General features: G+C 67.8%; 13 protein-coding genes and 3 pseudogenes. 10 read left to right on the top strand and 6 right to left on the bottom strand.

Going from position 1 to position 15,076, the window contains the following annotated elements; genetic code table 11:
* The first annotated feature begins 235 nt into the window (after positions 1-235).
* Complete coding sequence (locus U9979_RS03515) at positions 236-1,567, top strand: IS110 family transposase (protein ID WP_322778241.1); 1,332 nt, start codon at positions 236-238, stop codon at positions 1,565-1,567.
* Positions 1,568-1,649: 82 nt separating this feature from the next.
* On the opposite strand, the gene U9979_RS03520 is transcribed toward U9979_RS03515, so the two are convergent.
* Complete coding sequence (locus tag U9979_RS03520) at positions 1,650-2,207, bottom strand: TetR family transcriptional regulator (protein ID WP_322778242.1); 558 nt, start codon at positions 2,205-2,207, stop codon at positions 1,650-1,652.
* A 171-nt stretch (positions 2,208-2,378) separates the two neighbouring features.
* Between U9979_RS03520 and U9979_RS03525 the strand changes: the two genes are divergently transcribed.
* Together U9979_RS03525 and U9979_RS25055 are read left to right on the top strand one after the other, a co-directional pair.
* The gene (locus tag U9979_RS03525; RefSeq protein ID WP_322778243.1) at positions 2,379-3,341 is read left to right on the top strand and encodes an aldo/keto reductase; all 963 of its coding nucleotides are present in this window, start codon (positions 2,379-2,381) and stop codon (positions 3,339-3,341) included.
* A gap of 250 nt (positions 3,342-3,591) precedes the next feature.
* Positions 3,592-4,032, top strand: a pseudogene (locus tag U9979_RS25055) (recombinase family protein); the annotation flags it as partial.
* 58 nt (positions 4,033-4,090) lie between these two features.
* Here the strand turns inward: U9979_RS25055 and U9979_RS03535 are convergent.
* Together U9979_RS03535 and U9979_RS03540 are read right to left on the bottom strand one after the other, a co-directional pair.
* Positions 4,091-5,782, bottom strand: coding sequence for a Tn3 family transposase (locus tag U9979_RS03535; protein WP_322778245.1), 1,692 nt, complete (start codon positions 5,780-5,782; stop codon positions 4,091-4,093).
* 869 nt (positions 5,783-6,651) lie between these two features.
* Positions 6,652-7,086, bottom strand: a pseudogene (locus U9979_RS03540) (DUF4158 domain-containing protein); the annotation flags it as partial.
* 113 nt (positions 7,087-7,199) lie between these two features.
* Between U9979_RS03540 and U9979_RS25060 the strand changes: the two are divergent.
* Positions 7,200-7,583, top strand: coding sequence for an HNH endonuclease (locus U9979_RS25060; RefSeq protein WP_416219342.1), 384 nt, complete (start codon positions 7,200-7,202; stop codon positions 7,581-7,583).
* A gap of 6 nt (positions 7,584-7,589) precedes the next feature.
* On the opposite strand, the gene U9979_RS03545 is transcribed toward U9979_RS25060, so the two are convergent.
* Entirely contained in the window at positions 7,590-8,582 is a 993-nt protein-coding gene (locus tag U9979_RS03545) for a site-specific integrase (protein WP_322778246.1), read from the bottom strand.
* Positions 8,583-8,859: 277 nt separating this feature from the next.
* Here U9979_RS03545 and U9979_RS03550 point away from each other — a divergent pair, with 277 nt between their 5' ends.
* The 3 genes from U9979_RS03550 to U9979_RS03560 all read left to right on the top strand — a co-directional run bounded on the left by U9979_RS03550 (position 8,860) and on the right by U9979_RS03560 (position 10,036).
* On the top strand, positions 8,860-9,114 hold the full coding sequence (locus tag U9979_RS03550) for a hypothetical protein (protein WP_322778247.1): 255 nt from the start codon (positions 8,860-8,862) through the stop codon (positions 9,112-9,114).
* A complete protein-coding gene (locus U9979_RS03555; RefSeq protein ID WP_322778248.1) occupies positions 9,111-9,470 on the top strand; it encodes a type II toxin-antitoxin system PemK/MazF family toxin in 360 nt (119 codons plus the stop codon). The genes U9979_RS03550 and U9979_RS03555 overlap by 4 nt, the downstream gene beginning before the upstream one ends.
* A 239-nt stretch (positions 9,471-9,709) precedes the next feature.
* Positions 9,710-10,036: a ferredoxin family protein gene (locus U9979_RS03560; protein ID WP_322778249.1), complete on the top strand. Its 327-nt coding sequence runs from the start codon at positions 9,710-9,712 to the stop codon at positions 10,034-10,036.
* A 191-nt stretch (positions 10,037-10,227) separates the two neighbouring features.
* Here U9979_RS03560 and U9979_RS03565 read toward each other — a convergent pair.
* Together U9979_RS03565 and U9979_RS03570 are read right to left on the bottom strand one after the other, a co-directional pair.
* Positions 10,228-11,812: pseudogene (locus tag U9979_RS03565) on the bottom strand (AAA family ATPase).
* The gene (locus tag U9979_RS03570) at positions 11,769-12,119 is read right to left on the bottom strand and encodes a hypothetical protein (protein WP_322778251.1); all 351 of its coding nucleotides are present in this window, start codon (positions 12,117-12,119) and stop codon (positions 11,769-11,771) included. Before U9979_RS03570 ends, U9979_RS03565 begins: the two are co-directional and overlap by 44 nt.
* Positions 12,120-12,275: 156 nt before the next feature.
* Between U9979_RS03570 and U9979_RS03575 the strand changes: the two genes are divergently transcribed.
* The 3 genes from U9979_RS03575 (at position 12,276) to U9979_RS03585 (ending at position 14,852) form a co-directional block, all read left to right on the top strand.
* Positions 12,276-12,881 (top strand): TetR/AcrR family transcriptional regulator, encoded by a 606-nt coding sequence (locus U9979_RS03575; protein WP_322778252.1) that lies wholly within the window; start codon positions 12,276-12,278, stop codon positions 12,879-12,881.
* On the top strand, positions 12,878-13,711 hold the full coding sequence (locus tag U9979_RS03580; protein WP_322751671.1) for an oxidoreductase: 834 nt from the start codon (positions 12,878-12,880) through the stop codon (positions 13,709-13,711). Before U9979_RS03575 ends, U9979_RS03580 begins: the two co-directional genes overlap by 4 nt.
* 79 nt (positions 13,712-13,790) lie before the next feature.
* Positions 13,791-14,852 (top strand): saccharopine dehydrogenase family protein, encoded by a 1,062-nt coding sequence (locus U9979_RS03585; RefSeq protein ID WP_322751672.1) that lies wholly within the window; start codon positions 13,791-13,793, stop codon positions 14,850-14,852.
* The last annotated feature ends 224 nt before the right edge of the window (positions 14,853-15,076 follow it).

Consider the following 15,076-nt stretch of genomic DNA (forward strand, 5'->3'; position numbering starts at 1 on the left):
GGCTAGTTCTCCTATCCCTTCCGGTGACGCCTCCCAGGCGTGAAAATGGGGTGGGGTGCCCGCCGACGTCGATGTCTTCCTTGGGATACGAACCCGTGGGCTAGTTTGATGTTGGGGCCCGACCTTGAGGGGTCACGCACTGTGCTTCGAGCACGCCGGTCAGAATCTCGGTTCCCGACCGCGGCCCCCGGGCAGCCCGCCACCTCGACTGGATGACGAAGGGACGGCGGCGGTCATGAACGAGCCCGAAGAGATCCCCGACGCCGATCATGAGCAGCTCATCGAACGGGTCGCGGCGATCGACGTGGCCAAGGAGTTCGGCAAGGTCTGCGTGCGGCTACCCAACCCGGCCCGGCCGGGCCGGCGCATCAGCCGGGTGTGGGATACCGCCGCGACCACCAACGCCGTGCTGGTCCTGGCCTGCCGGCTAATCGAGTTGGACGTGCAGAAGGTCACCCTCGAATCAACCAGCGACTATTGGCGGATCTGGTTCTACCTGCTCGAATCCCAGGGGCTGGATGTGCAGCTGGTCAACGCCCGCGACGTCAAGAACGTCCCTGGTAGGCCGAAGACGGACAAGCTCGACGCGGTGTGGCTGGCCACACTCACCGAAAAGGGACTGCTACGCCCGTCGTTCGTGCCCCCGGCGCCGATCCGGGTCCTGCGCGATTACACCCGGATGCGCACCGACTTCGTGCGCGAGACCACCCGCCACTGGCAACGCCTCGAAAAACTCCTGGAAGACGCCCTGATCAAGGTCTCGGTCGTGGCCAGCAGACTCGACACGCTGTCCACCCGCGACATGATCGAGGCTCTGATCCGAGACGAACGCGACCCCCACGTGTTGGCCGAGCTGGCCCGCGGTCGCATGCGCAGCAAGCGCGCCGCCCTCGTCGAGGCACTCACCGGCCGCTTCGACGACCACCACGCCGAACTGGCCCGGATGCTGCTGGACCAGATCGACGCCCTCAACCGCCAGATCGACACACTCACCACCCGCATCGACGCCGTCATCGCCGCGATCCCCATCGCCGGCAGCACCGACACCGGCCACGGCCACACCACATCCCACTCACAGGCGACCGCGATCGAACGCCTCGACGAAATCCCCGGCATCAGCCCCCTGGGCGCCCAGGTCATCCTCGCCGAGATCGGCCTGGACATGGCCAGGTTCCCCACCGCGCGCCACCTGACCTCCTGGGCCAGGCTCACCCCCAGAACCATCCAGTCCGGCGCCACACACCGGGCCGGCAAGACCGGCAAGGGCAACCCCTACCTGAAAGGACTGCTCGGCGAGGCCGCCGCCGCGGCAGCCAAGACCAACACGTTCCTCGGCGAACGCTACCGGCGCATCGTCAAACGCCGCGGCAAACTCAAGGCCCTCGTCGCCGTCGCCAGATCCATCCTCACCATCGTCTGGCACCTGCTCGCTGATCCCACCAAACGCTTCGAGGATCTCGGTGCCGACTACCACACCACCCGGATCGATAAAGGCCGCAAGATTCGCAACCTCGTCCGTCAACTGGAGGTCCTCGGCCAGACCGTCACCTTCCAACCCGCCGCCTGACAATCCAAGATCACAGACCCCGCCCACGGTCGGGGTGATACCACCCTGCCCAAGCACCATCGTGGTCAGGGGCATTTTCCGGTCAGGCCAGCACCGCGGGCTTCAAGAGCGCGAAGATGTCGTCGAGCAGTTGCGTGAACGGCACCGATCCGCCGCGATGGACCCACTCCGCGACGCAGACATCGAGGCACGTCAGAGAGCACATGACGACCGCGCGGGCCCGAAATTCCTTACCCTCAGCCGGGCCAGGAAGCGCGCCCGTGACGATGGGCACCAAAACTGTCATCCACGCCAGGTGCTTCTCCGTGTTCCGGGCACGCAGTGCGGGCGTGGAAAGCATGACTCTCAGCGCGCGCAACGACCCTGCCGGATCAGCGGCGGTCATGGCATCGAGCGGGGCAAATCCCGCCCGGACAGCCTCCCACACCGGCAGCGACCGGAGCGCGTCCGTCAGACGTGCGAGAACGGGCTCAACGTAGACCATCGGGTCCCCGAGAACGACGTCTTCCTTCGCGGGAAAATACCGAAAGAAACTGCGCGGCGAGATGTCGACTGCTGCCGCGATCTGGTCAACAGTCGTCTCCTCGAAACCTTGGTCATCGAACATCACCAGTGCAGCCGCTGCGATCTGCTCACGCACGGCATCTCGCGTCCGCTCCCGCAGGCCGCCACCCAAGCTTCTACTCTCAACCATGAACTTATCATACAGTGACCCTCGTGGCAGCGACTGTCACATCAGGCGTAGACTGACGTAGCGCCAAGAAGTCATCGACCTCCGCACGCCCGACAATCAATGCAGACGAGGCACCACATGCAGACACGCACTCTCGGCCAGCAAGGCCTGACCACCTCCGCGATCGGATACGGCTCGATGGGAATCACGTCGTTTTACGGACCCAGCGAGAAGCAAGAGGGAATCGCCGCCATCCAGAAGGCTTACGAACTCGGCGTCACATTCTTCGACACCGCCGAGCTGTACGGCTGGGGCGAGAACGAGGAGGTCGTCGGCCGTGCCGTGAAGAGCTTCCGAGACGACGTCGTGATCGCCACGAAGTTCGGCTTCACGCGCGAATTCAGCCTCGACAGCCGGCCGGAGCACATCAGGGAGGTCGTCGAGAACAGTCTCCGCTACCTCGGCGTCGACCACATCGACGTGCTCTACCAGCACCGACCCGACCCGAACGTCCCCATCGAAGACGTCGCTGGAACGGTGAAGGAGTTCATCGACGCCGGAAAGGTCAAGTACTTCGGTCTCAGCGAAGCGGGGCCCGACACCATGCGCCGCGCCCACGCCGTTCAGCCCGTGTCCGTGCTCCAGACCGAGTACTCACTCTTCGACCGCGAAGTGGAAGTCCTCTTCCCCGTCCTCAACGAGCTCGGCATCGGGTTCGTCCCCTACTCGCCCCTCAGCCGCGGATTCCTCACCGGCACCGCAAAGCCGGCGGCGGAGCTCGACGAGTCCGACGGGCGCCGAAGTGTTCCTCGCTGGCAGCCCGGGAACTTCGAGAAGAACATCGACGCAAGTCGGCAACTGGCCGAGCTCGCCGCGTCGAAAGGCGCTACCGCGGCCCAGCTCGCTCTGGCCTGGATTCTGGCCCAGGGTGAGCACATCGTGCCGATCCCCGGGACACGCAGCGCCAAGCGTGTCGAGGAGAACATTGGTGCGGCCGACCTCACCCTCACCGAGGCCGACCTCGCTCGCATCGTCGAGATCCTCCCCACCGGAGGATTCGGCTCCCGCTTCCCCGAGGGCGTGACCTCCGAGTGGGAGTAGCCACCTAGAAGTCGAGGAGGCGCGAAGGGCAGCTCAGCCCTCCGCGCCTCCCCACAAACCATTGCCGAGACGCGCGACAAGCACATAAGCTCCTGGTGGACAATGGGTGATCTTGGTCGTAAACCCGTCTACCAGGAGCTTCACTTCGTTGGACAGCCCTCCATGGCCAACCAAGCGCCCTCGTTGCCAGGTTGGAAATGGCTCAGGGGCAATCGGTCACGATTGAGTGGCACCGGACACGGGGAGCGGCATGGCCAACCTGGTCTACAAGCGGGTGTCGACCGACCGGCAGAACCTCGTCCTCGGCGAGGCCGGGATCGAGGACCCGGTCCCGTTCGAGGTAGAGGCCGGCGACTCCAGCCGCCTCCACCCCCTCCAGCGCCCGAAGTTCAGCGATCTGCTCACCTACGCGCGGCCGGGCGACACCGTGCACATCTCCGAGATGTTCCGCCTCGTACGCGGCACGCAGCACATCCTCGACGTCCTCGACGTGCTGCACACCGGCCGCCTCGCCCTGCGCATCCACGACGGCGCGTTCTCCGCGATGGACCTCACCGCCCGCGGCCTGGCCCGCGACCACCACGTCAGCCGCGGCGCCATCCGCACGGCCGTCGCCGACCTCATGCCCGAACACACCACCGCCGGCTCCGAGGACGACCCGGCCCCGGAGCTGCCGGTCGTCCTCGACGTGCGACCCACGGCTGCCCTGGCGGAGCCCCATCCCCCGAGGGCTCCGCCAGGGCCTCTCCCTATCCGGCGGGCACCTGCTCGGCGGACCCCGCCTCATCCGCCGCCCCGCCGTCTGCGGCCGGGACCGGGCCCAGGTCCAGACGACGCGTCATGTCCAGCTCGAATCTGCCGTACGGGTTCACATGGGTCCACCACAGCGGGGACAGGGCCCGGCGGTCGGCCTCGGTGAGCAGGTCGGCCCACTTCGGCTCGGCCAGGACCTGCTGCATCAGCAGTGTGTTGACGTGGACCAGACTGCTCTGCAGGAGGTGCAGGGCGAGCATGGAGACCTCCTGGCTCTCCTTGTCGTCGCCGGTCAGGTCGCCGTCCTTGCCGTAGAAGAAGTCCGCGTTGGCCGAGTTCCAGTTCTCCACCACCTGCAGGCCCTCGTGGATCTCTTTGCGCATCTCCTCGTCGCTGAGGTAGTCGCAGATGAAGGCCGTGCGCACGAGCCGCCCCAGCTCCTCGATGGCCTGGTAGGTCGGGTGCTTGGGGCCGCCGCCCTTGGTGAACCGCCGCAGGACCTGCTCGGCCTCGGCGGTGCCCAGCCGCAGCGCGGTGGTGTACTTCACGATCTGGTCGTACTGCTGGGCGATCAGGTCCCAGTCGATGGTCTTGCCGGACAGCACCGGGGCCAGGGTGGGCCAGTTGGCGTCCTCGCCGGCGGCCGGCCGGTACAGCCGGGCGCGGCCGATGTTCTTCAGCCTGGGCATCAGTCGGAAGTCCAGCATGTGCGCGAAGGCGAACCCGACGATGGAGGCGCCGTGGGTGTCGGTGTACTGCCGGTCGACCTCCATGTCGGTGCAGTGCCGCAGCACGCCCTCGATCATCGAGGCGACCTCGGACGCCGAACAGGACTTGAGCTGGGAGTAGATGCACACCGACTTCCGCTCGACGTGCCAGTAGATCATCACCCCCGGTCCCCGGTAGCGCTGGTGCCACTCCGTCATGAAGTTCGAGGACCACGCGCCGAACTTGCGGCTGTCCGAGGCGCACGCCGTCCCGCTGCCCCACCACCCCTCCTCGCGCACCGCGAAGGTCGCGTTGACCAGCTTCACCAGCGCCGAGCGCATGTTGCCCCGGTTCACGAACAGGTGCCGCACCCGGCGGAGCGTCGCCTCGGACTCCCCGTGCCGGCCGGTCACCGCGACCCGCTTGATCCCCATGTTCGTGCCCAGCCCGAACAAGACCAGCAGCAGCCTGCGCCGCAGGACCTCCCGCGAGAGGTTCTCGCGGGTCGCCACCGTGGTGAACTCCGAGATGAAGTCGGTGTCGAACTCGGCGTACTTCAAGATGTCCAGCAGGTCGATGGTGCCCCACCGCCTCTGCACCTCGTCCTTGACGGCGGTCAGGTTCTCCGACTCCTCCTGCTTGGGCCGCGGCGAGACCCGGATCCAGCCCTCGCCGTTCCTCTTCACGATCGCCACCCCGCCGGTGATGTCCGCCACCAGCGCCTTCTCCAGCCGGTCCAGCCCATCGCGGTGCTTCTTCTTCAGCGCCGCGATGAACACCTTCACGTCCAAGGGCTTTTGGATCGCGTCGTAGTGCACGTCGCGGTTCTCCTCGAAGTCCTGCGGCAGATCGTCCTCCGGATTGCGCCACCGGTTCGCCCCCACCACCCATATCTCCCGGCGCCGCAGCGCGTCGCGCAGGGCCACCAGCACGCACAGCTCGTACGGGATCCGCTCGACCCGCCCCTTGTCATCGACCACCGCCGCCCGCCACTGGTCGGGTCCAGGGGAACCGTCTCGGCCGCGTCCATCACCGGCCGGTAGGCGGTGTTGTTGCACTTCAGCGTCAGCGCCCGCAGCAGCGGCGTGAGCATCCTGCGCCAGTGCGAGGAGTACGCCGAGCGCAGTACGGTGCGCACCCGGGCCTTGTACTTCGCCTCGTTCGCAGCCGCCTCCGCCGCCAGCGCCTTCAGCGTCTTCTCGCTGACCACCGGGAAGATCACCTGACGGACCGTTCCGGACGGCTGGGCCAAGGACGCCTCGGCGACCCGCAGCATCATCGCCTCCTTGCCGCGGACCTTCTTCAGCTCGTCCGTCAGCTCCTTGTCGACCTTCTTCTCCGCCCTGGTATTGATCTTCAGCACCAGCTGGATGAACAGCTCCACCAGGGAGTCCGTGATCTCCGTGTGCCGCACGTGGCACAACGCGGCCAGCAGCGTCAGGCGCATCGGCGGATGCATCCGCGCCATGTTCGCCGGGTACTCCTTCGAGGCCCGCGCCCGCCAGGCGTCCACCTGCTTCTCCGACACGTCCGCGAACAGGTCCGTCGGCATCTCCAGCCGGCGCACCCGCTGCAACTTGTCGACCTCCGCGAACAAGCTCTCCAGCCCCGGCGCCCCCGGGTCCGCCTTCAACTCGGTGAAGAACGACCGCCCGCCGCCCACGCTCCCCGCCTCCCCGGCAGCCTGCTCGCCCTCGCCCGGGTCGAGCAGGTCCTCCAGCCGGGAGCGGGTCGCATGAGAGAGCCGGCCCACCGTCCGGCCACAGAACCGGGCGTCGAAATCCCGCGCCGCCTTCGCCACCAGCCGCCGCACCCTGGCGGGCGCGGGCGGCTCGATGTGGTCGTTGCGGCACCGCGCCACCACCGCCTCCGCCAGCCGGTCCCGGGACATCTCCACCCCGCACAGCTCCGCGCTCAGCCACTCGGCCAGGCTCTCCTGGTCCGCCTCGGTGGACTCCCGGAAGCCGAACGCCTCACGGATCTCCGCCCGGTGACGGGTAGCCGCCCGGCCGTGCCAGTCGTACGACGCCCACTCCTGCGCCGGCACCTTCACCTGCTGGGCCACGTAGGCCACCGCCGCGGCCGGAACTTCCTTGTCGGACTCCGGGAACCGTGCCTCGACCTCGAAGAACTTCAGCAGCATCGCGAAGCCCAACCGGTTCGCCCCGGACTTGTTCCGCAGCTTCTTCGTATCGTCTTCGAGCAACGTCCAGACCTCGATCAGGTCCTCCGGCTCCCACTCCTGCTGCACGCGCACTCCCTCGCCCAAGCCGATGATCGCCACATCATGGCGAGTACAGGTCAGACGTCGGGGGATTGTACGGAACCGTGGCCAGATAGTTACTTTCTGCTACTTGTCGGGCGGCGTCAGCTATACGAGAACTGGGCCTTATCGTCATGAACGTGTCAGCCACAGAGACGAACCAGGTTACGGTAGGCGTCGCAGTTGACGCGTCCATCGCCAGATACACCCGTGTCGGTTCGGTCTGCTGGTACTGCGGCAGCCGATCAGGTGCTCGCGTTCTTGAACACGTGACTCCCATCAGCCGCGGAGGCGGTTCCGATCGCAACAACCTAGTAATCGCATGTCGTTGTTGCAACTCTGCGAAGGGCTCACGGACTCTCGAGGAGTTCAGGCTCGGGATCGCGAAAGGGCATGTGTTTTTTGGCGAGCTTCCCGAGAACTCCGATCTTTCGCTCGATCTTGCACCAGATCCTACTGATGATCCTGACAGAAGCACCTTGTTCCTCAATAACCCAACCGGCCGTCTCGGTCTGTGATGGGTGCTACAGGCCGACCTTGCCCGAGGGGTTGTCACGGTCGAACAGGCGGCCCGCCCGGACGTAGCTGTCCAGCGAGGTGGGTGAGCGCCAACGGCCCTGGCGCATGATGGCCCGGTCCGTGACGCCGGCGCGGGCGGCGGCGGTGGCGAATCCCGACCGCAACGAATGGCCGGCGAAGTCGGCGGGGGACAGGCCCGCCGCGGCGACCCGGCGCTGGACGATCCGGGCCACCGAACCCGGGTCGAGCCGGCCAGCGCTCACCCCGCCATGGCGGTTCACCGCCCGAAACGCCGGCCCCTCGACCAGGCCCGCGGCCTCACGCCACGCAATCCATGATCGTACCGGGCAGGTCGGCCGGTAGGAGCCGTAGGTGAGGCCGACCAGTGCACCCGCCCGCTCCTGGTCGGTCTTGGAGCCGCGGATGGCAAGAACCAGACCGTCGGCGGTCTCGGCGATGTCGGTGACGTCGAGGGCCACGAGTTCACTGCGGCGCAGGCATCCGGCGAAGCCGACCAGCAGCAGCGCTCGGTCCCGGACGTCGGTGAGGCGATCGCCGTCCACCGCCTCGAGCACACGGGTCAGCAAACCGGTTTCCAACGCGTGCTTGCGCGCGGGCGCCACGCCGTGGGTGCGGCGGATGCCGTCCCAGACCGTTGCCACCTCGACCGAGGTTGTCGGGTTGAGGTGCCGGCCGAGCTGGTGCGCCACGGAGATCGCCGCCATCCGACGCCGGATCGTCGCCGGTTTGTAGCCGCTGTCGGCGAGCGCCGTGAGGTAGCCCGCCACCGTCGCCGGTGCCGCCGGCACCGCGCTGCGCGCCGGAGAGTGTTCAGCGCACCACGAGGCGAAGTGCCGCAGGTCGCTGTCGTAGGCCCGCCACGTCGAGGAGGCCCGCGCGGCGCGGGCGTAGTCGGCCATCCGTTCGACCAGGGCAGGCGACAGCGCAGAGCGTTCGCCGTCGTCACGGATCGCAACCTCTGAGCTGCCTTCGCTCATGTCTGAACCCTCCTTTTCGAAGCCGTTCTGACGCCTGAGAAACAAGCTTATCGGGCGTCAGGATCCAGAACGTTTCATATCGTATCGGTGCGATGAGACGTAACTAAATGACAGTTCAAAACGAAACGTAAAATAGCGGCACGCGTACGGCTCGTGGAGGGGTCGCGGTCTCTGCCGATCGATCGTCGGTCATCGGTGCTGCGCGTGATCTTCTATCGACCCTGCCGCAGTTCGATCTATAGCAGATGCCATACTTGATGCTATGGTCACGACATCTATGCAGCTTGACAGCGGGCTACGCGACGAACTGGCGGAGATCGCCGAGCAGGACTTCCATGGCGTGCCGCTGGGCGAGGCAGTCCGGCGTCTGGTCAAGGAATACAAGATCAATCGCATCATGCGGCGGTACGAGGAGCTGCGCGCCGACGCCGAGGAATGGGCCAGCTACCAGGCCGAGGCGCGGCTGACCGACGATGCGGCCGGCGACGGCCTGCCGGATGCGCGCGAAGAATACCCGGAGTACAACCGGTGAGCCGGGCGCTGAGGCTCGCGCCCTGGCAAGTGTGGCTGGTGGACTTCGGCCAGCCGATCGGGCACGAGCAGGGCGGCCCGCGCCCGGCCGTGGTGGTCGGCTCGACGACGCACTGCCGGTTTCCGATCGACATGGCCCTCGTGGTGCCCCTGACCGCGCGGGACCGAGGCCTGGACCATCACGTGCGCATCGACTCGCCCGAGTCCGGCCTGCACCGGCCGAGCTGGGCACGCACCGAGGAGATCACGGCGGTATCCACCCAGCGGTTCACCCGGTCCACCCCGCTGGGCATCGCGTCGGCCACCGAGATCGCCAAACTGGACGAGTGGCTAGGCGAGATGGTCGCCTTCTGCTGACCCGCCGCGGCGTCAACCGCCCCGCATCCCACACCCGCCGCGGCCGCGCGAACCCGGGGTGAAGGATGCCCACGTCCAAGATCACCGGGAAAACGTCACCGGCGAGCCCGCGGCGTAATCGGTGTGTCGGTCGCAGGTAACGTCAAACCGGAAAGCTCGCCGACGTGTCGAGTTGGGACAACACCATTGTCGAATCAGGCCACTGGGGTGCGACGCACCGACTGGAGGACAACCGAACCGTGCCACAACAGCGATCAACACCGTCAGACTGCACGTCCAAGTCGCCGGCCGGCGTCGCACTTCCGATCATCGACCGCAATCGGTGCGAAGGTAAGGAGGACTGCGTCGTCGTCTGCCCCTACGACGTGTTCGAGGTGCGCAAGCTGACCGAACAGGAACGCGAGGGCATGTCCCTGCTGGGCTCATTGAAATACTTGGCGCACGGCCGGCGCCAGGCCGTCGTGGCCAAGCCGATGGACTGTCACGCGTGCGGCCTGTGCGTGCAGGCCTGCCCCGAGAAGGCGATCACCCTTCGCCGGAACAAGGACGACGGGCAAATGAGTTGAACGCGCCCGACGTTCCCCTCGGCGGAGCCTTGCGTCCGACCTGGTCAAAGCGCGGCCCCGACGGTGGGTGGCGCCGGTCAACCCCCGCTCGCGCACAGGCCGGGACACCCGTTTCCGGTTGATCGGCCGCGGCGGTTGTCCCAGGGCCTCGTTCATTCGGCATACCTGGCGGCAGCCCACGTCGCCACGCCCTACCCGCGGAAGAGGGTGATGGTGCGGCCGGTGGGGCTGGTGGTGTGGGTGATGGTGGTGCGTCTGTCGATGGGTTCGGCGTTCGGGCGGCGGTCGAAGACGGCGAGGATGCCGGTGTCGAGACCGAGCCGGTCGAGATAGGCGTCGAGCTGGCCGAGGCCCTCGCGGAGGGGGTCGGGGTCGCCCTGGCGCCATACCTTGAGCTCAAGAGCCTCGCGCTGCCAGGCCCGTGTTCCGTCCTTCGCGGGGTGGGGCCAGCGCAGGAGCAGATCGATGCGACCGCGGCCGACACCGTACTCCCGGTCGACATAGCCGCCGCCGTTGACGACGCGCTGTAGGTAGGCCATGAGGACGAGATGAGGGCCGGCCTCGTAGGTACTGCTGGCGGGTGGTGAGAATATCGCCGTTGGCCGTCCAGAACGCAGCGAACTCCGCCAGCAGGCGGGGGAAGTCCAGACGGCCGTCGGGTAGCGCGAAGGAGCGGGGGCGGGGCACGTTGTCGGTGTAGTCAAGCAGGCCGTCGGCGAGGACCCGGGCGATGACCTCCCGGTAGATGGGGTTGGCGACCTCGACGGGGGAAGTCTGGGTGATCAGGCCGAGGTCGCGGGCGTAGAGGACGTCATCGCTGAACGGCTCGAACACGGTGATGGTCCCGGCCAGCACCGGTTCCATGACCCGGCGAACCCGGGGCTCGGTGAGCGTGTCCGCCAACGAGTCCAGGTGGGTGGCCCGGGCGAGGATAAGCCGTTCCTTCGCCTGTTCCACATGGTCGACGGTGATCGGTGTGGACGTCGGGATCTGTATCTTGTCGACGATCTCGTAGGCGAGGGCATTGACCAGCCACGGTTGTCCGGCGGTCAGATGGAACGCCCGTTCCATCGCCTCTGGCGTGAATGTCTGCCCCGTCTCAGCCGTATGCTGGCCGTACAGCTCCCGTACCTCGTCAAGGGTGAAGTCCCCCAGTCGGAGCGATTCGACCTTGATGTTGAACGGGCTGGATGTTCCCAATCGGGACGGATCACCACCCGAAACGACTTTATAGTCACGGACGTCGCGTAGACCGCACAACGCGACCGAGGCGGGGAAGTTGTCGGGCCGGCCTCGGTAGCCACTGCGTAGCTGACTGAGCACACTGATCAGGGTCCGGCCTTGCAGCGCGTCGATCTCGTCGAAGAACAGCACCAACGGCCGCGGGCACGCCTGCGCCCACGCCCGCAGCGCCATGCCAAGCTGCGTGCCCTCCGACACCGCCGGCCACGGAGGTGGGCATAGCCCGGCCGGGAGCGAGTCCTCGGCCGCCGCGCGGATCTCGTCGAGGATGGCGCGGGTGGCTGCACCGATGTCGTCCCCCCAGGCCCGTCCGGCCTCGCAGGAGAACAACAGGGCCGCATGCCGGCCGCTGGCGGTCAGCTCGGACGCGAGCGCCTGCAGAGCGGTTGTCTTCCCGGTCTGTCGTGGCGCGTGCACCACGAAATAGCTCTTGCGCGCTACCAGACGGGGAACCTCGGGCAGCCGAACCGACGCGGGGATCATGTAATGATCACTGGGCACGCACGGCCCGGCCGTGTTGAACCAGCGCGTCATCGCCCACCTCCTCCGCGGCCACGGGCGCGGGCGCGGGCGCGGGCCGATCACCGCTACTGTACGGACCGCGAGTCCACCTGCCGCCGGAACTGTGTGCACGGTCGGTGACCGTTCCTCGGGAGACTGCCGTACTGCCTCCGAGACGGGGGTGGGTGTGCAGGGCGTCGTTGACCGAGGCGAGGTCGAGGTCGTCGATGCGGCTCCAGGTCAGCAGCTCCACGGCCATCTCCGCGCGGTGTTCGGCAAGGGGGCGGTGCAGGGTGTGACCGTCGTATCCGTCGAGTAGCGGGACCGGCAGATCGGCCATTCGCACCGCGATCGCGTAGGGCGACTGCTGCTGGCCCGGAAAGCCTGCAGGGCGAGGAACGCCTGACGAACTGCTGGTTGATCAGGCAGACGACATCCGGGGCGGTCCGGACTCCCGCGGTTGAACACACTGACACTTCATGCGATGATTGTCAGTATGTTGGACGAGCGCGTGGAGCAGATCCTCGACGCGGCGTACGCGTGCTTCACCCGACATGGAGTGAAGCGCACCACGATGGACGACATCGCCCGGGAGGCGGGGATGTCGCGCGGCGCCGTGTACCAGCATGTGCGCAACAAGGAGGACGCCTTCCGGCGCCTCGCGGAGCGGCTTTTCGATGCGGCCCTGGCCCGAGCCCGGGTGGACGTCGACACCGGCACTGATCTCACCGAGCGGCTCACCGCCGTGCTGACCGCCAAGCTCGACCTCGTCCTGCGCCTCTGGCGGGACAGCCCGCACGCCGCCGAGCTGCTGGGCGACAACGCCCGTCCGTCCGCCGATCTCGAAGCCGCCTACAGCGCCGCCATGCGTGACCTGCTCGCCGACACCATAGCCGCCGACACCATAGCCGCCGACCTCGCTGCCGCCGACGGCCCCGGGGTCAAGGCCCTTGAACTGGCCGAGATCCTGCTCGCGCTCACCCGCGGCCTGGAGGCGGACCTGTCCGACCCCGACGTCACCCTGCGACGGCTGCGCCACGCCGTAGCACTGATCGTCGCAGGGCTGAGCCACACCCGCACCGAGATCCAGGAGACACCATGACCGCCGTGCTGATCACCGGGACGTCGTCGGGAATCGGCCGGGCCACCGCTCGGCGGCTGGCCGCCCGCCCCGACCTGACCGTCTACGCCACCGCCCGTCGGACCGAGACCCTCGCGGACCTCGCTGGTGCCGGTGCCCGCATCCTCCCCCTGGACGTCACCGACGAGACGTCCATGCGCACCGCGGTCGAAGCGGTTGAAGCCGAGCACGGCGCGGTCGGGATGCTGGTCAACAACGCCGGCTACGGCGAGTACGGCACCATCGAGGAGACGGATCTCGACGCGGTACGACGCCAGTTCGAGACCAACGTCTTCGGGCTGGCCCGGCTGACCCAGCTCGTGCTGCCCCGCATGCGTGCCACGGGCGGTGGACGGATCGTCAACGTCGGCTCGATGGGCGGCCGTCTCGTCTTCCCCGCCGGCGGCTATTACCACGCAAGCAAGTACGCCGTCGAAGCCCTCACCGACGCCCTGCGGTTCGAAACAGCCCCGTTCAACATCAGGGTCATCCTCATCGAACCGGGCCTGATCCGCACCGGTTTCGGCGACACCGCCGCCCATACCCTCGCCGGATCAGCCGCCCCCGCCGGCCCCTATGCCGCCCTCAACGCCGCCGCCGATCAGAAGATGGCCGACGGCTACCGCTCGCGCCGACTGTCGGCACCGCCTGAGGCCGTCGCCGCAGTGATCGAACGGTCCCTGTTCGCGGCCAGGCCGCGGACCCGCTATGTGGTCACCCCGGCCGCCAAGGCGCTGGTACACACCCGCCGTCTGCTCGGCGCCCGCGTCTTCGACGCCTACCTGCGTATGCGGTTCCGCGGCGCCTCGTGACCGGCGGGCCGGCCAGCCCCAACCGCCTGCACCCGACAGCTGGCGGCGGCTGCCGCATCCGCACCCATCAGGAGTCATCATGACCGCAGCCCTGATCTACGGCGCCACCGGCTACATCGGCCGGCTGTGCGCCCGCCGGGCCACAACCGCCGGCCTGCGGCCGGTGCTCGCCGCACGCAACCCGGCATCCCTCGCCGAAACCGGCCGAGCGCTCAAGCTGCCCACCCGGGCCTTCGCCCTGGACGATCCCGCAACCATCGAGGCCTGCCTGCGCGACATCACCGTCGTACTCAACTGCGCGGGCCCGTTCAGCCGTACCGCTACACCTCTCATCGACGCCTGCGTGCGGACCGGCGTCCATTACCTCGACCTCGCCGGTGAGGTGCCCGAGTTCCAGGCAGCCGCGGCCCGCCACGAGGAAGCGCTGCGGGCCGGGGTGATGGTGCTGCCGGGTGCCGGATTCGGTGTGGTGCCCACCGACTGTCTCGCCGCCCACCTGGCAAAACAGCTCCCCGACGCCACCCGCCTGGAGCTGGCCTTCCAGACCATCGGCGGGCTCTCCCGCGGCACCGCCGCAACCGTGGCGCGCGACCTGCACCACAGCGGGTTCCGCCGCCACGACGGCGAACTCGTCCCGCAGCGCGCCGCCGCGCAACGCAGACGGGTCGACTTCGGCCAGGGTCCGGTCACGGTGGCCACCAACCCCTGGCGAGCCGACCTGGTCACCGCCGCCCACTCCACCGGCATCCCCACCATCGACACCTATACGGCCCTGCCCGGCCCGCTGCGTGGGCTGATGCGTCTCGCACCCACCGTGCCCGCGCTGTTCGGCTCCAGACCATGGCGGGCGGCCATGAACGCAATCGTCCGGCGGCTGCCCGCTGGCCCCACCGACGATCAGCTTGCCGCCGGCGCCAGCCACATCTGGGCCCGCGTCAGCACACCGGACGGCAGGGCGGCCCTCGCCACCCTGCACGGGCCGGAGGCCTACGAGTTCACCGCCGCGACGGCGCGCCTGCTCCTGCACCACGTCCTGAGCGGGCAGGTCAGCCCCGGCTTCCAGACACCGGCGACCGCCTACGGCGCAGACCTCGTCCTCGATGTCGACGGTGTACGCCGCACCGACATCCCAACACCCTGAGTGGCCGCACCCATGGCAACCGACCGACACCAGAGGGCCTGCACACCATCACGATGACATGACCGCAAACGCCCGTATTGTCAGAAACGACACACCTTAGTGGTCTGGCTCGTAAGTCCGGGTGCTACGTCTTCGACATCAGTCGAACCTCCTCAACGAGTACCACTGTTCTCATGCGGCCTCGTGTCGCACCACCTGGTTAAGCCAGGAGGCGTGGACAGGGG

Source organism: Protofrankia sp. Cas4 (assembly GCF_963555915.1).
Lineage (GTDB): Bacteria > Actinomycetota > Actinomycetes > Frankiales > Frankiaceae > Protofrankia.